At 57.0% G+C, this 22,515-nt stretch carries 17 protein-coding genes; 15 read left to right on the top strand and 2 right to left on the bottom strand.

Annotated elements, in window-relative coordinates:
- Positions 1 to 22: 22 nt before the first annotated feature.
- The 13 genes from MOST_RS09555 to MOST_RS09495 all read left to right on the top strand — a co-directional run bounded on the left by MOST_RS09555 (position 23) and on the right by MOST_RS09495 (position 14,164).
- Positions 23 to 943, top strand: a complete 921-nt coding sequence (locus MOST_RS09555) for an ABC transporter ATP-binding protein (protein ID WP_054938417.1) — start codon at positions 23 to 25, stop codon at positions 941 to 943.
- A gap of 1 nt (position 944) precedes the next feature.
- On the top strand, positions 945 to 1,706 hold the full coding sequence (locus MOST_RS09550; protein WP_054938335.1) for an ABC transporter permease: 762 nt from the start codon (positions 945 to 947) through the stop codon (positions 1,704 to 1,706).
- A gap of 267 nt (positions 1,707 to 1,973) precedes the next feature.
- The gene (locus MOST_RS09545; RefSeq protein ID WP_054938334.1) at positions 1,974 to 2,687 is read left to right on the top strand and encodes a hypothetical protein; all 714 of its coding nucleotides are present in this window, start codon (positions 1,974 to 1,976) and stop codon (positions 2,685 to 2,687) included.
- Positions 2,688 to 2,725: 38 nt separating this feature from the next.
- A complete protein-coding gene (gene tatA, locus MOST_RS09540; RefSeq protein WP_083476861.1) occupies positions 2,726 to 2,896 on the top strand; it encodes a twin-arginine translocase TatA/TatE family subunit in 171 nt (56 codons plus the stop codon).
- Positions 2,897 to 2,913: 17 nt separating this feature from the next.
- Positions 2,914 to 3,963 carry a DUF1786 domain-containing protein gene (locus MOST_RS09535; protein WP_054938333.1) on the top strand — a complete coding sequence of 350 codons (1,050 nt, stop codon included), beginning with the start codon at positions 2,914 to 2,916 and terminating at the stop codon, positions 3,961 to 3,963.
- Positions 3,964 to 4,118: 155 nt separating this feature from the next.
- Positions 4,119 to 4,685, top strand: a complete 567-nt coding sequence (gene pyrR, locus MOST_RS09530; RefSeq protein WP_054938332.1) for a bifunctional pyr operon transcriptional regulator/uracil phosphoribosyltransferase PyrR — start codon at positions 4,119 to 4,121, stop codon at positions 4,683 to 4,685.
- 103 nt (positions 4,686 to 4,788) lie between these two features.
- Positions 4,789 to 5,712: an aspartate carbamoyltransferase catalytic subunit gene (locus MOST_RS09525; protein WP_054938331.1), complete on the top strand. Its 924-nt coding sequence runs from the start codon at positions 4,789 to 4,791 to the stop codon at positions 5,710 to 5,712.
- Entirely contained in the window at positions 5,712 to 7,007 is a 1,296-nt protein-coding gene (locus MOST_RS09520) for a dihydroorotase (RefSeq protein WP_054938330.1), read from the top strand. Before MOST_RS09525 ends, MOST_RS09520 begins: the two co-directional genes overlap by 1 nt.
- 107 nt (positions 7,008 to 7,114) lie before the next feature.
- Positions 7,115 to 8,203: a glutamine-hydrolyzing carbamoyl-phosphate synthase small subunit gene (gene carA, locus MOST_RS09515; protein WP_054938329.1), complete on the top strand. Its 1,089-nt coding sequence runs from the start codon at positions 7,115 to 7,117 to the stop codon at positions 8,201 to 8,203.
- Position 8,204: 1 nt separating this feature from the next.
- Complete coding sequence (gene carB / locus MOST_RS09510) at positions 8,205 to 11,420, top strand: carbamoyl-phosphate synthase large subunit (RefSeq protein WP_054938328.1); 3,216 nt, start codon at positions 8,205 to 8,207, stop codon at positions 11,418 to 11,420.
- Positions 11,421 to 11,575: 155 nt separating this feature from the next.
- Positions 11,576 to 12,298 carry an orotidine-5'-phosphate decarboxylase gene (gene pyrF / locus MOST_RS09505; RefSeq protein ID WP_208974892.1) on the top strand — a complete coding sequence of 241 codons (723 nt, stop codon included), beginning with the start codon at positions 11,576 to 11,578 and terminating at the stop codon, positions 12,296 to 12,298.
- 4 nt (positions 12,299 to 12,302) lie between these two features.
- Positions 12,303 to 13,196 (top strand): Hsp33 family molecular chaperone HslO, encoded by an 894-nt coding sequence (gene hslO / locus MOST_RS09500; RefSeq protein ID WP_054938326.1) that lies wholly within the window; start codon positions 12,303 to 12,305, stop codon positions 13,194 to 13,196.
- Positions 13,197 to 13,255: 59 nt separating this feature from the next.
- Positions 13,256 to 14,164: a DMT family transporter gene (locus tag MOST_RS09495; RefSeq protein WP_054938325.1), complete on the top strand. Its 909-nt coding sequence runs from the start codon at positions 13,256 to 13,258 to the stop codon at positions 14,162 to 14,164.
- A 348-nt stretch (positions 14,165 to 14,512) separates the two neighbouring features.
- Here MOST_RS09495 and MOST_RS09490 read toward each other — a convergent pair whose 3' ends face one another.
- Positions 14,513 to 15,895 carry an aminomethyltransferase family protein gene (locus MOST_RS09490; protein WP_054938324.1) on the bottom strand — a complete coding sequence of 461 codons (1,383 nt, stop codon included), beginning with the start codon at positions 15,893 to 15,895 and terminating at the stop codon, positions 14,513 to 14,515.
- 240 nt (positions 15,896 to 16,135) lie between these two features.
- Here MOST_RS09490 and MOST_RS09485 point away from each other — a divergent pair, with 240 nt between their 5' ends.
- Positions 16,136 to 17,692, top strand: coding sequence for a PucR family transcriptional regulator (locus MOST_RS09485; RefSeq protein WP_083476860.1), 1,557 nt, complete (start codon positions 16,136 to 16,138; stop codon positions 17,690 to 17,692).
- A gap of 116 nt (positions 17,693 to 17,808) precedes the next feature.
- Here MOST_RS09485 and MOST_RS09480 read toward each other — a convergent pair whose 3' ends face one another.
- The gene (locus tag MOST_RS09480) at positions 17,809 to 19,563 is read right to left on the bottom strand and encodes an Rqc2 family fibronectin-binding protein (RefSeq protein ID WP_054938321.1); all 1,755 of its coding nucleotides are present in this window, start codon (positions 19,561 to 19,563) and stop codon (positions 17,809 to 17,811) included.
- Positions 19,564 to 19,693: 130 nt separating this feature from the next.
- Between MOST_RS09480 and MOST_RS09475 the strand changes: the two genes are divergently transcribed.
- Complete coding sequence (locus tag MOST_RS09475; RefSeq protein ID WP_054938320.1) at positions 19,694 to 22,492, top strand: cation-translocating P-type ATPase; 2,799 nt, start codon at positions 19,694 to 19,696, stop codon at positions 22,490 to 22,492.
- The last annotated feature ends 23 nt before the right edge of the window (positions 22,493 to 22,515 follow it).

Below are 22,515 nucleotides of genomic sequence, written 5' to 3'. Positions count from 1 at the left end.
TATTGAGGCAGGGTGGTTGGCTTTGACGGATGTTGTCCGGGCCCGGGGCCTGGTAAAAAAATATGATGATTTTACGGCTGTGAAAGGGATAGATTTTGCGGTCCATCCCCGGGAATGTTTCGGCTTTTTGGGACCCAACGGTGCCGGGAAAACTACCACCATCAAGATGATCCACTGTTTTACCCCGGTTACTGCCGGTAGTTTAGAAGTGCTTGGCTATGACGTGCGCCGCCAGCCGCGGGAAATTAAGGCCCGGCTGGGGGTCGTACCCCAGGAAGATAATCTAGACCCGGAGTTAACAGTGCAGGAAAACCTGCTTCTCTATGCCGGCTATTTCGATATCCCCCGGGGGGAGGCCAGGCAGCGGGTCCAGGAACTCCTCGCCTTTGCCGGCCTGGAGGAAAAGGCCGGCGTTGAGGTTGAGCACCTCTCCGGGGGAATGAAGCGGCGCCTGGCCATTGCCCGGGCCCTGGTAAATAAACCGCAGCTTTTAATCTTAGATGAACCTACCACCGGCCTGGACCCGGAAGCCCGCCACCTGGTCTGGGAGAAATTGCGCCAGCTCAAAGCGGCCGGGGTGACCCTGATTCTCACTACCCACTACCTGGAAGAGGCGGCCCAGCTATGTGACCGGCTGGTGATCATGGACGGGGGAATAATCCTGGAAGAAGGGGCACCCCGGGAGCTGGTCCAGCGCCATATTGGCCGGGAAGTCCTGGAACTGGCGCCGGTAGACGGCGAGGCCAGGGCCTTTTTACCCCTGGTGGCCGGCAGCATTCTTGCCCACCAGACCATCGGCCAGACCCTGTATTTATATACCAACAACGGCCGCGAGGTCTGGCGGCAGGTCCAGGGCTTAAACAGTCACTTCAGCCACATGATGTTAAGGCCGGCCACCCTGGAGGACGTTTTCCTTAAGCTCACCGGGAGGGGCCTGGATTAAAATGGATATTTCTTACCGTGCCTGGAAGGTTTTCTGGCGTAATTTTGTCGTCTTTCGCAAGACCTGGCTGACCAACATTATGTTCAATTTCCTGGAACCCCTGCTATACCTTACGGCCATGGGTTACGGCATGGGCCACTATATCCCGGCCATCCAGGGTATGAGTTACCTCCAGTTCCTGGCTCCCGGGCTGATTGCCTCTTCGGCCATGTGGGCCACGGCCTCCGAGTGTACCTATGACAGCTTTGTCCGCATGAAGTTTCAAAAGACCTACCATGCCATTGTGGCCACCCCGGTGAGCCTGGATGAGGTAGTGGTGGGGGAGATGCTTTTCGGGACCTTTAAAAGTGTCCTCTATGGCACGGTGATTTTGCTGGTAATTTTGTTCCTTGGCCTGGTGCGATCGCCGGCAGCCCTGCTGGTACCACTGGTCCTGGTGTTATGCGGCTTTGTCTTTGCCGAATTGGGGATGATCTGGACCGGCCTGGTACCCAAGATAGACACCTTTAGCTACTTTTTTACTCTCATCATTACCCCTATGTTTCTCTTTGCCGGGGTTTTCTTCCCCCTGGATGCCCTGCCGTTAATCGTCCAGCGCCTGGCCTGGCTGATCCCCCTTTACCATGTGGTGGAGCTAGTCCGGCCCCTGGTCCTAGGGCAATTAAGCCCAGTTCTCCTGGTCCATGCAGCCTGGCTGGTAGTTTTTATTGCCATCTTTTTCTACCCACCCCTTTACCTCCTGCGCCGGCGGCTGAGGGGGTGAACCGCTAGAATTACCCGACGGCCTGCGCGGGGATACCCTGAGGTTATACTACGAAATCAAACCCCGGTACAGCGGGGTATTTTTATAGGTATGGGGTACCATAAGGAAAAAAGCCATACCGGACACAACAAACTATCGCCGGGTGATTGTTGAACAGGAGGCTTCCACGGCGGTAATGGCGATAGCTTTACAATTTCCGGGAATTCATGATAAGATTATTTTGCGGTTAAACTTTGTAAAAAGAAGCAGGTTAAAGGGGGGTGCTCAATGGGTACTGCAGCTCAGAAATTGAGCGACCTGGAAAGGGGCCTGATGGAACTCGTTTACCAGTCCCGGCTCAGTGAAATGAAGATCAAAGAGCTAGCCGAGGAAATGATCGATTTCAAGGATGAGATGAAGGAATTCAAGGATGAGATGAAAGAGTTCAAAGACGAGATGAAAGTATTCGTAGACGAGATGAAGGAATTCAAAGATGAGATGAGGGAATTCAAGGATGAGATTAAGGAATTTAAAGAGGAGATGCGGCAATCGAAGCGAGACATGGATAAGAAGTGGGGCGACCTGGCCAGGAAGATGGGAACCCTGATTGAGGATATCTTTATCCCCTCTTTTGACCTGGCCATTGAAAGATATTTCCACCTTACGCCCCGGGATGTCATGCCGCGGCGGAAAATAAGAAAGAGCGGTGATACCCTGGAAGTGGATATCCTGGCTTACGCCGGTGAAATGGCTTTTATCGTGGAGGTCAAGGCTTCTCCCAACAGGTTGGAATATGTCGATGATTTTATCGGCAAGTTAAAAATCCTGCCTGATTTCCTGCCGGAGATACAAAATTATAAAATTGTACCCATCTATGCGGCCCTGGATATGGAGGACAAAACCATCGCCCTCCTGACCCGAAATAATATTTATGCTATGGTTGTCCGGGGAGATATTTTGGAACTGGTCAATTTCCAGGACCTCGAAAGGAAAAATGACTAACACCAAGGCCATAAAAGCGGAGCAAGGGGGTAAAGGCTATTATCACCGTTGGTACTTTATTCAGCCCTTATGCCTGGGTGCTCATTATCCTGGCGGCAGTGGTTATTTTCGGACCGAAGCGGCTACCCGACATCGGCCGCGGCCTGGGCCGGACCATCAAAGAGTTTAAAAAAGGCCTGGATGCTGGCGATAAGCCGGAGAAGAAATAGGGTTGGAGGAATGGCAAATGCTCAACCGGCCTTTGCTGGCTATCGATATCGGTGGCGGTACCCAGGATATCCTGCTCTACCGGCCGGACCAGCCGCTGGAAAACTGCGTCCAGCTTATTTTACCCTCGCCGACGGTCATCTGCGGCCGGCAGGTGGAGGCGGCCACAGCCGCCCGCCGGGACGTCTTTCTTACCGGCTATCTCATGGGCGGCGGTGCCCTGGTGGGTGCCCTGCGCCGCCACCTGGCTGCCGGTTTAAAAGTCTATGCAACGGCCACCGCAGCGCGGACGGTTTATGACGATCTGGACAGGGTACGTCAACTGGGCATTGAAATAACGGAAGAACCGCCCGGGGATGCCGTGACCATTAAAACGGGCGATGTTGATCTTGATACCCTGGCCGGGAGCCTGGCTCCCTATGGCGTCAGTCTTCCGGCGGAAGTGGCCATAGCCGTCCTGGATCACGGCGAGGCGCCGAAAGGCACGAGCGACCGCCTCTTTCGCTTCCAGCACTGGCAGCGCTTTGTGGCCGGCGGTGGCCGCCTGGCAGACCTCCTCTACCGGGAGCCGCCGCGTTATCTGACTCGTATGCAGGCCGTGCGGGAGCAGGTGCCGGGGGCCTGGCTCATGGACACCGGCGCGGCCGCCCTGTGGGGCGCCCTGGGCGATGAAAAGGTGGCAGCCTATAGCGCGGAAGGGTTAATTGTTGTTAACTGCGGCAACCAGCACACCATCGGCGTCCTCCTCCAGGGCCGGCGGGTTTGGGGCCTCTTTGAGCACCATACCAGTTGCTTAAGCGGTCACAAGCTGGCGGGTTACGTGGAAAAGCTGCGGGCCGGGGATCTTACCAATGAGGAAATCTTTAATGACGGCGGTCATGGCTGCTATATTGACCCCGGCTACCGGCCAGGTGGGGGTTTCCGCTTCGTTGCCGTAACGGGACCGCAGCGCCGTTTGACCATTCATCAGGATTACTACTGGGCCGCTCCCTATGGTGACATGATGCTTAGCGGCTGCTTCGGCCTGGTAGCCGCGGTGGCCAGTAACACCGGTAAAGTTGCCCCTTGACAGGGGACAAACTTTGGGCTAAACTACCATAGCGAAGGTCCTTTTAAGTTAGTCCGGTGAGGCTAGCAAGGGAGTAGTAAAGGTATACTAGTGGTATGCTAAGCCTGCGCCAACCTTCATGCGCAGGTTTTTTAATGCCCGTAGGAGGGGTTAAGATGGAGCTGGCGGTCAAAGCCAGGATCATGGATGCCGATAAGCTGCGCCGGGCCCTGACCCGCATAGCCCATGAGATCCTGGAGCGCAACCGCGGGACGGGAAACCTGGTCCTGATCGGCATCCGGCGGCGGGGCGTACCCCTGGCCGAACGACTGCAGAAACTCATTGAGGAGATTGAAGGGGTGAAGGTACCCTTAGGTATTCTCGATATCACCCTCTATCGCGATGATCTCACCACCTTGAGTGTCCAGCCGGTTATTCACCGTACCCAGATCCCCTTTAATATCAGCGGTAAGAAGGTAGTCCTGGTGGATGATGTCCTCTTTACCGGCCGGACGGTCCGGGCGGCCCTGGATGCCTTGATTGACCTGGGCCGGCCGCAGAATATTCAACTGGCAGTAATCATTGACCGGGGCCACCGGGAATTACCCATTCGCGCCGATTATGTGGGGAAAAATGTTCCCACCTCCCGTAAAGAAGAGATTGCCGTTCAACTTGAGGAAATTGACGGTGTCGACCAGGTATTGATCAGGGAATTGCCTCAAGAAGCCGATGTCAGTCCTTGAAATTAGTCCCGTGAGGCTAATAAGGACGGGCGACAGCGGTCCTCCTTATTAGCCGGTAAGCTGATAAGGAGTTTTTTATGCCCGGGAAACGGAGGGATTTGATTTGCGCTTACAGCACAAGGACCTGCTGGGGTTAAAGGACCTCACGGCAAAAGAAATCGAACTCATCCTGGAGACGGCTGGCCCTATGAAGGAGATCCTCGGCCGCGATATTAAAAAAGTCCCTACCCTGCGGGGCAAGCTGGTGGTTACCCTTTTCTACGAACCCAGCACCAGGACGCGGACTTCCTTTGAGCTGGCGGCCAAGTACATGGGCGCCGATACGGTGAGCATCGCTACCGCCACCAGCAGCATCCAGAAGGGCGAGTCCTTAAGGGATACGGCCCGTACCCTGGCGGCCATGGGTACCGACGCCGTCATCATCCGCCACAGTGCTGCCGGCAGCCCGGCGCTTTTAGCCCGTACTATTGAAGCGTCGGTTTTAAACGGCGGCGACGGCATGCACGAGCATCCCACCCAGGCCCTGCTGGACATGTTTACTATCAAGGAAAAGCTGGGCGGCTTCAAGGGCTTGAAGGTGGCCATCCTGGGGGACATCCTCCACAGCCGCGTGGCCCGTTCCAACATCTGGGGCCTGACCAAGATGGGCGCCGAAGTGCGGGTAGTCGGCCCGGCGACCCTGATGCCCCCAGAGGTCGAAAAGCTGGGCGTCAAGGTTTACTACAACGCCGAAGAAGCCCTCAAAGATGTGGATGTCATTAACGTCCTGCGCATCCAGAAGGAGCGGCAGAAGAAGGGCCTCTTCCCATCCCTGCGGGAATACGCCCGCCTGTACGAATTGACCCCCCAGCGTCTCAAACTCGCCCGGCCCGGCGCCCTGGTGCTGCACCCCGGTCCCATGAACCGCGGCGTGGAGATTGCCCCGGCGGTAGCCGACGGCCTGCAGGCAGCCATCAACGAACAGGTTACCAACGGCGTGGCCGTACGCATGGCCCTGCTTTACCTGCTGATTGGAGGTGCCAACTGATGGCCATTTTAATCAAAGGCGGGCGGGTAATTGACCCGGCCCAAAACCTGGACGCCCGGCGCGACCTGTTACTTGAGGGCGATAAAATAGTTGCCCTGGAAGCCGACATCACAGCCCCGGCGGGGGCCAGGGTAATTCCTGCCGAGGGAAAGATTGTTACCCCTGGTCTCATTGATATGCATGTTCATTTGCGCGAACCGGGGTACGAGCAGAAGGAGACCATTGCCACCGGTACCCGGGCGGCGGCTGCCGGGGGATTTACGGCCGTGGCCTGCATGGCCAATACCAATCCCGTGGCCGACAGCGCCAGCGTCATAACCTTTATCAAAGAAAAGGCGCGGCAGGAAGGGGTAGTCCGGGTTTATCCCGTAGGTGCCCTGTCCAAAGGGCTGGAAGGTAAGGAGATAGCGGAAATCGGGGAACTGGCGGCGGCCGGCGCAGTAGCTATTTCCGACGACGGCCACCCGGTAATGAACGCCCTGGTCATGCGGCATGCCCTGGAGTATGCCAAAATGTTCAACCTGCCGGTAATTAGCCACTGTGAAGATACCGATCTGGCTAACGAAGGTCTCATGCATGAAGGCATTTTGTCTACTATCCTGGGCCTTCGGGGGATACCGGCGGCGGCGGAGGAGGTGATGGTCGCCCGGGATCTTATCCTGGCGGAAATTACAGGAGGAAGGCTGCACCTGGCCCACGTCAGCACGGCCGGTTCCGTCCGTCTCCTCAAAGAAGCCAGGATGCGAGGTGTTAAAGTAACGGCTGAAGTTACACCCCATCACCTCTGCCTGACGGACGAACTGGTCCAGAGCTATGACACCAGCACCAAGGTCAACCCGCCCCTGCGGCCGGCGGACCACGTGGCGGCCGTGGTGGCAGCCCTGGCGGCCGGTGAGATTGATGCCATCGCCTCTGACCACGCTCCCCACGCCGATGAGGATAAGGATGTAGAATACGATTACGCTCCCTTCGGCATGGTGGGCCTGGAGACGGCCGTCCCTCTGGTGGTGACGGAGCTGATTCTACCTGGCAAATTAACCTGGCTGCAGGCCATCAGGGCCTGGACGGTGAACCCGGCCTGGATTTTAAATGTACCCGGGGGCAACCTGGCGCCGGGGGGAGTTGCCGACGTGACCATCATTGACCCGGAGTTGGAGAAAGAAGTCAATGTCAACGAATTTTACTCCCTGGGTCATAACTCGCCCTTGCATGGCCGCAAGCTAAAGGGCTGGCCGGTAGCGACCATCGTCGGCGGCCGCATCGTTATGGAGCAGGGGAAGGTCATAGAGGATTGACTTATGAGGGCCAACAACCCCGCCACGAAGGCAAATAATTTGGCGAAGGAACCTAACCTCTCCTGCAAGAAGATATCGAAACGTTATTTTTAGAGGAGTGAACGCCGGTGCAAGGGTTTTTGGTGCTGGCAGACGGTACGGTTTTTACCGGTGAGGCCTTAGGTTATCCCGGCCGCTGCCATGGGGAAGTGGTTTTCAATACCAGCATGACCGGTTACCAGGAAATCCTGACCGATCCCTCTTACTGCGGCCAGATTGTCGTCCTTACCTATCCCCTGATTGGCAACTACGGCATTAACGCTGAGGATTGGGAATCCCAACGCCCCCAGGTAGCCGGCTTTATCGTCCATGAAGCCTGCCCGCGGCCCAGCAACTGGCGGGCCACCGGGGACATTAACCATTATTTAAAGGAAAACCGCATCCCGGCCCTCCAGGGGGTGGATACCCGTGCCCTCACGCGGCACCTGCGCCACCACGGTACCATGCGGGGTATCCTGGCCACCGGGGAGGTTGATATCGAGGCGCTAAAGGCCTTGGCCGCCACGGAGCCACCTTTAAGCGGGCCCAAACTGGTACCGGCCGTGACCAATAAGGAACCATTTACGGTTGAGGGCGGCGAGCGCCGCATCGTCCTCTATAATTTCGGTGTCAAAGAGAATATCATTCGCTGGCTCCACCGCGTGGGCTGTACGGTCATTGTCATGCCGGCCCGGAGTACCGCGGCTGAAATTTTAGCCGCCCGGCCCCACGGGGTGGCCATTTCCAACGGCCCGGGCGACCCCAAGGATGTCCCCTACGGGGTGGCTACCATCCGGGAACTCCTGGGCAAAGTACCCATGATGGGCATCTGCCTGGGCCACCAGCTCCTGGCCCTGGCCCTGGGGGGCGATACCTATAAGCTCCCCTTCGGTCACCGGGGCGGCAACCACCCGGTCAAGGATTTAAGTACCAGCCGGGTCTACATCACCTCCCAGAACCACGGCTACGCCGTCCGGGCCGAATCCCTGCCGGGAGAAGTGGCCGTCTCCCACGTCAACCTTAATGACGGCACCGTTGAGGGCCTGCGCCACCGGCAACTGCCTATCTTTTCCGTCCAGTACCATCCCGAGTCCTCGCCGGGACCGACTGATTCAGAGTACCTTTTCCATGAATTTATCCAGATGGTAGATGGCAACCTGGGAAAGGAGGGCCACTGAGATGCCGGTTAAACCGGGGTTAAAAAAGATCATGGTCATAGGATCCGGGCCCATTATTATCGGCCAGGCGGCGGAATTTGATTACGCCGGCACCCAGGCCTGCCGGGCTTTAAAGGAAGAAGGGATGGAGGTTGTCCTGGTCAATTCCAACCCGGCTACCATCATGACCGACCGGGACATGGCCGATCGCGTTTACCTGGAACCCCTGACCCTGGATTTTGTAGCCAAGATTGTCCGCCAGGAGCGGCCCGACGGCCTGATCCCCACCCTGGGGGGGCAGATGGGGTTGAACCTGGCCCTGGAGCTGGCCGAAGCCGGCGTCCTGGAGGAAACCGGGGTAGAGCTGCTGGGGACGCCTTTAAAGGCCATCCAGCGGGCCGAGGACCGGGAGCAGTTCAAGGCTATGATGCTGGAACTGGAGGAGCCGGTACCCGAGAGCCGGATTGTCAACACGGTCGAGGAAGCCCTGGCCTTTGCCGGGGAAATCGGTTACCCCATCATTGTGCGGCCGGCCTATACCCTGGGCGGTACCGGCGGCGGGGTGGCCCGTAATGAGGCAGAGCTGGAGTCCATTGCCCTGAAGGGTCTGAAGCTTAGCCTCATCAAACAGGTCCTGGTGGAGCGCTCCGTCGCCGGCTGGAAGGAGATCGAATACGAAGTCATCCGCGACGGGGCCGATAACTGCATTACCGTTTGCAATATGGAAAATATTGACCCGGTAGGCATCCATACCGGCGACAGCATCGTCGTCGCCCCTTCCCAGACCCTTTCCGACCGGGAGTACCACCTTCTCCGCCGTTCAGCTCTAAAAATCATCCGCGCCCTGGGGATCGAAGGGGGCTGCAATATCCAGTTCGCCCTGGATCCCGGTAGTATGCGCTATTACGTCATTGAGGTCAATCCCCGGGTCAGCCGCTCCAGCGCCCTGGCCTCCAAGGCTACCGGCTACCCCATTGCCCGGGTGGCCACCAAGATCGCCCTGGGCCTGACCCTGGATGAGATTCCCAATGCTGTCACGCAGGAGACTAAAGCCTGCTTTGAACCGGCCCTGGATTATGTCGTCGTTAAGATACCGCGCTTTCCCTTTGATAAATTCTCCCTGGCCGAGCGCCTCCTGGGTACCCAGATGAAGGCCACCGGGGAGGTAATGGCCATTGACCGCACCTTCAGCGGCGCCCTCTTAAAGGCCATTCGCTCCCTGGAATTAAAACTCGATGGTTTAAGGGTGCCGGCCTTCCAGCGTTTCAGCGACGGCGCCCTGCGCCGCAAAATGGCCGAGGCCGACGACGAGCGCCTGTTTGTCATTGCCGAAGCCCTGCGCCGGGGCTGGACCATTGCTGCCATCCATGAAATCACCGGCATTGACCCGTATTTTTTAGGCGAGATTGAAGCCATTGTCGCCATGGAAGAAAAACTTATAGCGGCAGGTCCTACCCTGGATAGGGCTACCTTAAGGCGCGCCAAGTCCATGGGCTTCAGCGATGGAGAGATTGCTAACTTTACCGGCCTGCCGCCGGCGGCCATTGCCCGGCAGCGGCAGGAAGAGGGGATCAGGCCTACCTTTAAGATGGTGGATACCTGCGCGGCCGAGTTTGAAGCCGTTACGCCCTATTACTATTCCAGCTACGATGTCGAAGACGAGGTGCGGCCCCTGGACGGCCGCAAGGTTGTGGTCCTGGGAGCAGGGCCCATTCGCATCGGCCAGGGGATCGAGTTTGACTACTGCTCGGTCCATGCCGCCTGGGCTCTGCGCCGCGCCGGGGTGCATCCCATAATGATCAATAACAACCCGGAAACGGTCAGCACCGATTTTGATACCTCAGACCGCCTCTACTTTGAACCCCTGACACCGGAAAATGTCTTGAACGTCCTGGAACGGGAGCGGCCGGAAGGGGTGATTGTCCAGTTCGGCGGCCAGACGGCCATCAACTTAGCCAAGGTAGTGGCCGATGCGGGCTTTAAGGTCCTGGGTACTACGGTGGCCGATATTGACCGGGCCGAAGACCGGGAAAAGTTTGACGCCCTGCTGAATGAACTCCACATCCCCCGGCCCCGGGGCGGGACGGCGACTTCCGTAGCCGGGGCGGCGAGGATTGCCAAAGAACTCGGTTTCCCGGTGCTGGTGCGGCCTTCCTACGTCCTGGGCGGCCGGGCCATGGAGATCGTCCATAGTGAGGGCGAACTCCTGGAGTATGCCACCACCGCCGTCAGGGTGGCCCCAGAACACCCCATCCTGGTGGATAAATACCTGCCGGGGACCGAGGTGGAAGTGGACGCCGTCAGTGACGGTGAGACCGTCCTTATCCCCGGCATTATGGAACACGTCGAGCGGGCCGGCGTCCACTCCGGCGACAGCATTGCCATTTACCCGGCCCACAGCTTACCACCGGGAGTGGCGGAAAAAATTGTTTCCTATACCGAACAGCTGGCCCGGGCCCTCCAGGTGCGCGGCCTCCTCAATATCCAGTTTGTCATTCACCAGGGGGAGGTCTATGTCCTGGAGGTCAATCCCCGCTCCAGCCGGACGGTGCCCTATCTATCCAAGATTACCGGCGTGCCCATGGTAGCCCTGGCCACCAATATTATGCTGGGCCAGAGCCTGGCTGAGCAGGGCTACCAGGGAGGCTTAATGCCGCCACCGGATTTTACCGCCGTGAAGGTCCCCGTCTTTTCCTTCGGCAAGCTCCTCCAGGTGGATACCTCCTTGGGACCGGAAATGAAGTCCACCGGCGAAGTTATGGGCATTGATCCCGTCTATGAGAGGGCCCTTTATAAAGGCCTGGTGGCTGCCGGCTGCGCCATCCCCGGCCAGGGCACCCTGCTGGCCACCATTGCCGATAAGGATAAGGCGGAAGCGGTACCCATCATCAAGGGTTTTGCCGGACTGGGCTTCAAGGTGGTGGCTACCGCCGGCACGGCCGGCGCCCTGGCCGCGGCCGGGCTCTTTGTGGAGAGGGTGGGGAAGATCCGCGAGGGTTCGCCCCATATCCTGGATTATATCCGCGAAGGGAAGATACACTTCGTCCTCAACACCCTGACTAAGGGCAAGATGCCCGGCCGGGACGGCTTTAAGATCCGCCGCGCCGCAGCCGAACTGGGTATCCCCTGCCTGACCTCCCTGGACACGGCCCGGGCCCTGCTGAAAGTGCTCCAGTCCCTGCAGGCCGGGGATGAATTTGAACTTAAACCTTTGCAGGAGTATGTATCCCGCACTTAACCCAAACGTGCCGGCAAATCGCTTAATTGCCTGGTCCGGCCGCCGGACTATCTCCACACCCACTCCGCTTTTACTCCGCTTTTTGAACTAATGGTTCATAAAGTGAGATTAAAGAGCGCCTGTTCTATCCATTTTTAGTACGGGAGATGATTTATATGCCTGCCAGAGATAAAATAATTGTCGCTTTAGATGTCCCCGACCTGGTAGCCGGGAAAAAGCTGGTAGACCAACTTTTCCCCTACGTCGGCATGTTTAAAGTAGGCCTGGAGTTTTACACGGCCGCTGGACCGGCGGCCATCCGTATGATCAAGGAACGAGGCGGCAAAGTCTTTGCCGACCTGAAGCTCCACGACATCCCCAACACCGTGGCCGGAGCGGCCCGGGCCCTGGTGCGCCTGGGGGTGGATATGCTCAACGTCCATGCTGCCGGCGGCAGGAGCATGATGCAGACCGCGGCAGCGGCTGCCAGGGAAGAAGCTGCCGCAGTTGGACGCCCGGCGCCGGTCCTCATTGCCGTTACCGTCCTGACGAGCCTGGATGGGGAAGCTCTGCGCCACGAGGTGGGAATTGAGCGGGAGGTAGAGGAGCAGGTGGTCCGCTGGGCGCGACTGGCCCGGGACTCTGGCCTGGATGGGGTGGTGGCCTCACCCCGGGAGATCCGGGCTATCCGGGAAGCCTGCGGACCGGAATTCGTCATTGTAACGCCGGGGGTGCGCCAGGCGGGAGCCGACCGGGGCGACCAGCGCCGGGTCATGACCCCGGCCGAAGCCCTGAAGCAGGGGGCATCCTACCTGGTTATCGGCCGCCCCATTACGGCTGCCCCCGACCCGGCTGCCGCCGCCAGGGCCATCGGGGAGGAAATGGAGGACGTTATATAACGTTATGAAGGATTACCTGGTGCGGGCTACGGCGGGCGAGGGCCAGATCCTGGCCATAGCGGCGCAAACTACCCTGCTGGTGCAGGAAGCGAAGGACTTGCACAACACTTCGCCTACGGCGACGGCGGCCCTGGGCCGGGTGTTGACCGGGGCGGCCTTGATGGCGGCAACCCTCAAGGAGGGTCAGGGCATTACCATCCGTATCCTGGGTGACGGGCCCCTTGGCAGCATTGTGGCTGTGGCCCGCCCGGGGAGCGTCAAAGGCTATGTGGCGGAACCGGGGGTAGACCTGCCTTTAAGGAGTGACGGCAAGCTGGACGTCGGCCGGGCGGTAGGCAGGGGAATGCTGTATGTGGCTAAAGACCTGGGGTTGAAGGAGCCCTACAACGGCAGCGTGCCGCTTGTTTCCGGCGAGATCGGGGAGGACCTGGCCTACTATTTTACCGCCTCTGAACAAAAACCTTCAGCCGTCGGCTTAGGGGTTCTGGTAGAACCCGGCGGAAAGGTGGGGGCTGCCGGCGGTTATCTTTTGCAGCTCCTGCCGGGAACTGCCGGAGGAATAGCTGAAACCCTGGAAAAAAATATTAAGGCGGCAGGCCCTGTAAGCCGCCTCATCTCCCGGGGGCACACGCCGGAAGATATCCTGGCCCTGCTTTTGCAGGGATTTTCCCTCAAAATCCATGAGCGCCAGCCCTTGCACTACGCCTGCGATTGTTCCCGGGAGCGCTTGCAGGATATTCTCCTGGCTTTAGGCCAGGAAGAACTCCAAAGGCTTCTGGAAGAACAGGGCGGCGCCGAGGCCAGGTGCGCCTTCTGCAGTCGGAAATATCGTTTCAGCCGGGAGGAAGTGACTGAACTTCTCGCTTCCGTTCCAGGCAGGAAGCAGGAAGGTGATTGAGAACAACCGCTCGAGGAGTTAAACCTGGCCCGGCCTTTTAAAGTACAGGGGGATTAGCATTGGTAAAGCTAAGCGGTAGTTCCAGGGAAATGAGGGGTATGTTTTTAGCGGTCCTGGCCGCGGCTGCCCTGGGAACCGAAGGGATAGCGGCCAAATTGGCCTATGCCGGCGGGGCCAACATCCAGACCGTCCTTGCCCTTCGTTTTCTCATGGCGGCGGTTTTTTTCTGGGGCAACCTGTTATTATCTCCTTCAATCCGGAAAATAGACACGACCACCTTTTACCGGCTGGTAGTCCTCTCTACAGGAGGGCAGGGTGTTACGGTGTTGCTGCTTTTTTATTCTTTCTGCCTCATCCCTGCCGCAGCAGCCATACTCCTTTTTTATCTTTACCCGGCAGTTGTAGCTATCCTGGCCGCAATCTTTCTTCAAGAATCTCTGACCAGGTCTACGTTCGGAGCCCTGGCCATTACCTTTTTGGGCCTGATTATAATCCTGGGGGTACCGGCAGGGGGGTGGAACACAGGAGGGGTTGTGGCCGCCCTCCTGGCCGCTGTGACCAACGGCATCTATATGGTAGGCCAGGCCTATATGCTCAAGTGCCTGGACCATAGAACCTTTAATTCTTATATGACTTTGATCGTAGGTGTGGTATTTTTGGCGGTAGCTTTGATGACGGGGGATTTTGACCTTTCCTTTAATATTCAAGCTCTCCTGGCCATTACCGCCCTGGCCTTAATCACTACCGTCCTGGCCTTCACCGCTATGGCTAAAGGGTTGCAATACATAGGCGCACAGCGGGTTGCTATTATCTGTACCTTGGAACCGGCAATTACCGCCGTCCTGGCTAACCTGGTCCTGGGGGAAAAATTGCTGCCCGCTCAGGCCCTGGGAGGGGTTCTTATCATCCTGGGAGTTACCTGGCAGCAATTAGCCCGGCAGGGTAGCGCTTCCCGGAACAGGTCTTAATAAAGCCCCATGCTTTAGCTACCCTGTCTCTGCCGGGTAGGGAGGTCATGTTTCTATACCCTGGCCTTTCTTAGGTTAAAGAAACCCTGGATATTATATAATCAACCGGCATTTATGATCGGCTCCTACCCCATACCAGAGTGGCGCTAGGTTACGCCGGTGGCGGAATCCTAATTTTTCCCGGGAAAAAGGCTGCGACAGATGGCCTGTGGGCTTGAATAGAGTCAGGGGCTGCCTGCCGGCAGCCCCTGGTCCTCATGAGCTTAACCAAACGCCTTTCTTATCTTCGTCAGGCCTGGCGGACCGCCGGAGGCGGACCAACCAATACTGTTCTCGTTTCTCCCATTACTATTTCCTGTAACGCGGAATCGTATCCACATCCCGGTCTTCATTGCGGATCAGATCAATATACGGGAAGCGAGCAACTATAACGCGAATCTCCTTCTGCGGCGTACCCGGGGTTCCCCAGATTAATGTGAGCTCTTTTCCTATTTCCGCATAGTTGGGGTCAATAAATCCGAGAGAAATCATTCTATTATAATAATAGCTGCAGATACGGCCTGTGCTGATGCCGATCCGTTTACCGTCTGCTATGACCCAGTCCGCCCGGTAAATGAATCCCTCCCCAGGTCCTGCACTCACATTCTCCACAAAGGCAATATCAAACGGTTCTGCATCGATTCTTTCGCAGGGTTCGATTTCCTTGCCCCGGAACTGAGTGGCATAGACCGCAGCGATATCATCTGCATTCCATTCCAGGGTTACCACGGTCCGCGGGGGATGTTGAGCAATCTTCTCCAGGGACTTCCTGCCTGGAAATTCATGATTGAACTTTACAAGGTATCCCCAGCCGACATCATAAGGGGTAACAAAGCGGACGTTCAGGTCGTCCCCTACGCTTCCCCACAGCCGGCGGTTTAAATTATAGTAAGCTAAATTAGGATGATTTTTCAGATAGGCTGACAACCCCCCATCTACCGCATAACGACCTTCATCTGATTCGAACCAAGGCAGAGGATAATGCAAATTAATATTCGGGAAGCCACCCTCGGTATGGCTCAGGCAATAGGCATGGAAACCGAGTTTTTTAGCACCGAACGACCTGCCTGCCTCCCAGATCCTCTGATAGACTTCATCAAAGTCTTCTATAGGCCCGTGAACTTCATAGGCCAGGTTACCAGTCATGCCAAGCCTCATTATCCGTACGTCCTTGTTACCCATCTTTGCTATACGGTGAGTTGCGAATTTGATATCATGCAGGTCGCACTCGCAGGCTTTCTCCAGAATTTCCAGCGACTTTTCCCCTGCGATCTGGATAAAGTATTCCCGCCCGCTGACGTCTTCGCCTTCTACGTCCATACCGCTTGTTTTAATGAGATAATCGATGGGAGGATTCAGCCAGTAGGTGCGGAAGGTATCTTCTGCAATTTTAATCACCACGCCGTCCGTAAGGATCTGCCCTTTTTCATTGCAGATGACGGCATGACGGATTCCTTTATCACCCAGGGCGGTAAAATCGTTAACACAGACGGAATTAAAAAATCTCACCGCATCCGGGCCTTTTACATCATAAACCGGGGACATCATCAGGCTTAGTCCAATCCAGGCACTTGTTTTTGAAGCTAGAATCTCATCTTTGTATCCAGTATATTCAAAAGGTACAACGAACCCCGGACCCAAAGGAAATAAAAGAGTAGCGCCTTCGTACACCGGGCTGTTTGGTGAATACATAATCCCATCTCCTTTTTAAGATAAATTAAATAAATTTACACATCTGGCCTGGAGCAACCCGGATATCCGGTTAGGCCGCGGCCGGTCTGTCTCCCGGTCTTATATCTATCATAACTCCGCCCGTAGTCCCGGATCACCGTCAGAATGAACAGATACCGGGCGCGTTTTTTCGTCATTTTTGCACAAAGCATGGTATAATTACTGGAGGGATATAAAAACGTGGTGAGGAGGAAAAAGATAATGAACCTCAATATGCATATCCTCCTGGATGAGTTGAGACCCTTCCACCCCAGGGCAAAACTCGATGAGACCATCGATCTCCATCTGAAACAGGCGAGAATCATGAAAGGGGATCTCCGGCTTCTGTCCAGAGACTATGTTTATATAACTGAGGCGGGAAAACTGCAAGACGGTATGAGCGAGCTTCCGGCAGATGCCAACATCGTCTGTGTTGGCCACCTGGACGACAAACGATTCGACGAGCTCTCCTGCAATCTTATAAATATAGACGCTGGCCTCGATCTCCCGGAGGTCTTCAATATTTTACAGGAGATTTTCGAGAAATACGCCGCCTGGAACCGGCAGATGATCGATGCTATTATACAAAACGAACCCCTGCAAAAAATATTCGACATCGGTGCCGCTGTTCTGGAAAACCCCATAGCCCTGTTCGATGCCTCACTGGCCCTGATCATGACTGCAGGGGAACTGCCGGAGAACTACCAGGGCACCATCTGGGAGGAGGTAATACGGTACGGATATTCCCCCGTGGAAGAACTGCCCTTTCAAGAGCGAAAGAGGATTAGCGAAATGATCCGTACCATAAAAGAACCATTTTTTTATAAAAGCGCCCCCACGGACAGGTATACTCGGATGATAGCCGGTCTCAATATCAATGGAAAACACTTCGGGAACTTTGGTCTCATCGACATCAACAGGCCATTCACAATGGGCCAGCTATCTCTCGTCTATCACTTGAAAAACGTAATGGAGCTAGCTCTTTCCAAAAACCGCGAGCTTACAGACATAACAGAAGAACCCCTTTACTTCATCGAGAGGTTAATCAACGGATTTGGAGTGGAAAAGAAGGTGGTGGAATACCACTTAAAAAAGAGAAAGTGGGGCCTCGAAGACGGTTTTTACATCCTCAATTTCTCACCTCACGAAGAGAGCCTGGATGAGAAGCTGTTTAGGACTTACATTTACCGCATTAAAAAGCTGATCGGGAAATCCATAATCTTTACCTTTGAGAATTCGATCATTGCCATCCTCCGGGAAAGGGACTACTCTCTCGACGATCCGGTCCTTTTACGGGAGCTCGACGACCTGCTTTCCCGGATCGGCATCATATGCGGGATCAGCCTGGAGTTCTATAACTTTATGAACCTCAAATATCCTTATATTCAGAGTAAAATCGCCCTAACGGAAGGGGCCAAAAGGGAGCCCCGCAAATGGAGGTATTACTTTCAGGATTATTACACAGACCATATCATGAACTCCCTGGACAATTCGACCAGCCTGAAGAGCCTTTACCATCCTCAAGTACAGAAACTGAAAGAATACGACGAAAAAAACAACACCGAATACGTCCGGTGTTTGTATACCTACCTTCAAAACGGCCTTAATGTCTCGCAAACCGCCAGGAAGCTTTTCATCCATAGAAATACCTTGACCTACAGGCTAAATCGCATAATCGAAATCCTGGGGATCGATTTCCGCCGCGAAGAGGAGCTTTTTCCGCTCTTCTTCTCCTGTTTAATAGCGGAACACCTTTCCCAGCCCCAAGATAGTAGTTAGTTCCTACGGTGCTGACGCGTTAACAAAAAGGGCAACGCTGGTATAGACGGGGTCATAGTAGCCGCAAATATCACCCAGGAGAATAAAGCTACGTCACCGGGGCGGCTCGTGCTTGTTTATTCCTCCGGCGATGCAAAAACAGTCCGCTGGTGGTCGTAAATTACCATGCCGGGCCTGGCGCCGGCGGGTTTGCGGACGTTTTTCACCAGGGTGTAGTCGACCGGTACCCGGCTGGATTGGCCGGCGCGGCTGTAGCGGGCGGCCAGGCGGGCGGCCATTTCCAATGTGGGGGCGGGCACTTCCCGGCCCCCGGTACGGATGATCACATGGGAGCCTGGGATGTCCTTGGCATGGAGCCAGAGATCGCTTGAAGCAGCATATTTTAAGGTCAGCCAGTCGTTCTGGCGATTATTTTTGCCGACCAGGATTTTAAAACCATCGGGTGAAGTAAATTCCAGGGGGCGGGAGGGCCGGGCGGTCTCTTTTTTATCACCCTTTTTTCCCGGCTTTTCTTTTTCCTTTTCTCCCGGCAGGTACCCTGCCTGGCGCAGCTCCCGCCGAATTTCCGCCAGGTCGTCGAAAGTTGCGGCCATGCTCAAGGCCTGGGCGATGCTTTCCAGGTAAGCTATCTCGGCGCGGGTTTGTTCCAGCTGCTCAGCGGCCAGGCGGGCGGCATTCTTAGCCTTGTTATAGCGGTGGAAATACCTCTGGGCGTTTTCGGCCGGGGTCAGAGACGGGTCCAGCTCGATGGTCACCTGTTCGCCCGCCGGATCATAGAAGTTGGGGGCCGTTAAAGTAGACTGCCCTTTTTCCAGGCGGTAGATATTGGCTGTGATGAGCTCCCCGGCGAGGCGGAATTTTTCCGCATCAGCGGCTTCGGCCACCGTAGCGGCTTGGAGGCCTTCTTTTTTATAGCAGCGTTTTAATTCCCGCTCCAGGATATGCTCTAAGCTGCGCCTGGCCCCTTCCAGGAGCTGCCGTTCCCGCCGGGCCTGATAAAAACTGTCGCAGGCGGCCGAAGGGGTTGAAAAATATTCCCTCGGCAATCCCTGGTACTGGGAAAGTTCAAAGGCAGCAAAGGCCAGGGGCCGGCGTTCCTGCCCCAGGACGACAACCGGCTGCCAAGCGGCCGGGCCGGTAGCCGCCAGTATTTCCCGGAGGGCCTGGTAGATGCGGGCCAGTTCATATTCGCCGCAGCCTTCCATGGTTGTTCCAGCCGGCAGGCCGGCCCGGCAGACGACTTCCCGGGCGGTTTCCGGCCCCAGGCCGGCCAGTTTCTCCACCAGCAGGCGCTCCAGGGGTGTATCCCAGGGGCCTTCCCACAGGAGGCGGGTAAAGGCTTCGTCGTCGAGGCCGCGGGGATCGGCCTTAACCTGAGCCGGCGGCGGGACATAAGGGCGCCCGGGCAGGACTTCCCGGTGGCGGCTGACGGCATGGGTGTAACGGCGGGCGGCGTCAATAATGCTGCCATCGGGGTTAAGCAGGATGATATTGGAGTGCTTGCCCATGATTTCAATTAACAGTACCCGCGTTCCCGGCCGGCCCAGTTCATCGGTCGTCTGGAAATGTAATGACAGGACCCGCTCCAGGCCCGGCTGCTCGACGGCCACTAGGGTCCCACCCTCCAGGTGTTTGCGCAGGACCATGCAGAAGAGGGGTGGTGTGACGGGATTGGTAAAGCTGGCCGCCGTTAGATGCACCCGGGCCTGGTCGGCCAGGCTGCAGAGGAGGAGTTTCCTGGTGTCGCGACCTTTACGCAGGTGGAGAATGATGGTTTCTTTTTCGGGTTGAAAAATGCGGTCAACACGGCTACCTACCAGTCCGGTTAATTCTTCCTTAATGGCAGCAAGGAAAAGACCATCAAAAGCCATTACATCTCGCCCCTTCCCACATAGTATACCATGCCCCCCGGTGACTGGAAACTCCCTGCCCGGCTGTTCTTTTCTTCCAGGGACAGGCATAGACTGATGGTGATTCTGGAAGAAAGAAGGGGCGAGGGGAATGCAGTCACGACTGTGGTACCAGTTGAGTCCTGGAGAGGCCTTGCAGGTTTTGCAATCAGACGGCCAACGGGGCCTGGCAGGGGCGGAAGCGCGCCGGCGCCTGGAGGAAGCTGGTCCCAACCAGCTCAAGGCCAAACCCAAGGTGCCGCCTTATAGAATTTTCCTGGCCCAGTTTCAGGATTTCATGGTCCTGGTCCTCCTAGCGGCTACGGCCGTTTCAGCCTTCCTCGGGGAAACGGCCGATGCCATTACCATTGTGGCTATAGTAGTCATCAATGCTATCCTGGGCTTTGTCCAGGAATACCGCGCCGAACGTTCCCTGGAAGCCTTGAAGGAAATGGCGGCGCCGGAGGCCCGGGTCAGGCGGGATAATGAGGTCCGGCGGGTACCGGCGCGGGATATCGTACCCGGCGATATTTTGCTTCTGGAAAGCGGTGACCGGGTGGCGGCCGACGCCCTGCTGCTGAAAGCCATTAACCTCCAGGCCGATGAGGCGGCCCTCACAGGGGAGTCGGTACCGGTCCACAAGGAGCCCGGTCCTTTGAGAGGGCCGGTAGCCGTCGGCGACCGGCGCAACATGGTCCACCAGGGAACGGTGATCACCAGCGGCCGTGGGGAAGCCGTAGTGGTAGCTACGGGCATGAACACGGAAGTAGGCCAGATTGCTGGAATGCTCCAGGAAGTGGAAGATGAAGATACCCCTTTACAAAAACGCCTGGCATCCTTAGGCCGCTGGCTGGTGCTGGCTTGCCTGGCCATCTGCGCTACAGTGGTTATTATCGGTACCATGCGGGGCGAAGAGCTCTATGGCATGTTCCTGGCTGGCGTAAGCCTGGCTGTGGCAGCCATCCCCGAAGGCCTGCCGGCCATTGTCACCGTCTGCCTGGCCCTGGGGGTGCAGAAGATGGTGCAGCGCAATGCCATCATCCGCAAGCTGCCGGCCGTGGAAACCCTGGGCTGTGCGACAGTGATTTGCTCGGACAAGACCGGCACCCTGACCCAGAACCAGATGACCGTGCGCCGGGTTTGGGCCGGTGGCCGCAGCCTCCAGGTAAGCGGGACGGGTTATATTCCCCAGGGTGAATACCAGGATCAGGGGCAGCGGGTGGCGGTGGATGGCGACCTCAAGATGTTGCTCACCATTGCCGCCCTGTGCAATAATGCCCTGCTGCAAAAGGCCGGGCTGACCATTGGCGGCTGGCTGCGCCGGGGCAACGGGCGGGAGAAGGCCGGTGAGGGACAAAAGACCGGTTTCTTCAGTAAAATGTTTGGCGGCCGCAACGGCGGCAACTGGAGTATCAGCGGCGACCCCACGGAAGGCGCCCTGCTGGTGGCGGCTGCCAAAGGGGGTCTCTGGCGGGAAAGGCTGGAGCGGGAAGAGCACCGAGTAGCCGAGATTCCCTTTGATTCCGACCGCAAGCGCATGAGTGTTATCTGCCGGGCGGGCCGGGGCTTACGGGCCTATGTCAAAGGGGCCCCGGATGTCATCCTCGACCTCTGCGACCGTATCCTCGTGGACGGCAGGGTCCTGCCCCTGGATGCCACCCGGCGCGAACTCATCAGAGCCGAAAATGAAGCTATGGCCGGGCAAGCCCTGCGGGTCCTGGCCCTGGCCTACCGCGACCTGGAGGCAGGGGCGGAAATAAAAGGAGAAACGGTAGAAAAGAACCTCATCCTGGTGGGCTTAATGGGCATGTTAGACCCGCCACGGCCGGAAGCGGCGGCGGCCATCCGCGTCTGCCACCAGGCCGGGATTAAAGTGGTCATGATTACCGGTGACCACCAGGTAACGGCCCGGGCCGTGGCCCGCGAACTGGGCCTGCCGGCAGGGGCAGGGCAGGTTTTAAACGGCCGGGAACTGGAAACGCTGAACGATACCGAGCTGGCCAGGGTAGCCCCGAAAGTCAATGTCTACGCCCGGGTATCTCCCCACCACAAGCTGCGCATTGTCCGGGCCCTAAAGGCCAACGGCCATATTGTGGCCATGACCGGGGACGGGGTCAACGATGCCCCGGCCATTAAAGAGGCCGATATCGGTATTGCCATGGGCCGCAGCGGTACTGACGTGGCCAGGGAAGCCGCCGCTATGGTCTTGGCCGACGACAATTTCGCCACCATTGTGGCCGCCGTGGAAGAGGGCCGCGGCATTTACGATAATATCCGCAAATTTATCCGCTACTTGTTGTCCTGTAATATCGGGGAAGTGTTTACCATGTTCGTGGCGGCCATCAGCGGCCTGCCCCTACCCCTCTTACCCATCCAGATTCTCTGGATGAATCTGGTTACCGATGGCCTGCCGGCTATGGCCCTGGGGGTGGACAACAAGGAGCCGGGCCTGATGCAGCGGCCGCCTCACCCGCCCGGGGAAAGTGTCTTTGCTCGCGGCCTGGGGAAGGGTATGGTCGTCCTGGGTCTCCAGATTGGCCTGGCCACCCTGGCCGTTTTTATCCTGGGATTGTACCTGGGTGATGGGGATTTAATCACCGCCCGCACACTGGCTTTTACCACCCTGGTCATGGCCCAGCTCTTCGCCGTCTTTGAATGTCGCTCGGAACATCTTTCGCCCTTTGCGGTAGGTTATTTTTCCAACCCCTACCTGGTGCTGGCCGTAGCCTGCTCAGTCACCATGCAACTGCTGGTACTTTACGTGCCCTTTCTACAGGTTGTTTTTAAAACAGCACCCTTAAACTCCTTCCACTGGGGTATAGTTTTACTGGCAGCCGGGTGGCGCACCCTCCTCCAGGTCATCAGCCTCTACCTGGTGGTCCCCGTCTGGCGCTTGGTCTGGCAGAGATAATAAAGGTAAAATAAAGGTGGTAA

Origin of the sequence: Neomoorella stamsii (assembly GCF_002995805.1) — a bacterium.
GTDB classification, from domain to species: Bacteria; Bacillota; DSM-521; order Neomoorellales; family Neomoorellaceae; genus Neomoorella; species Neomoorella stamsii.
Note: the sequence above shows the minus strand (reverse complement) of the source record. Positions and strands in the feature narration are given on the sequence as shown.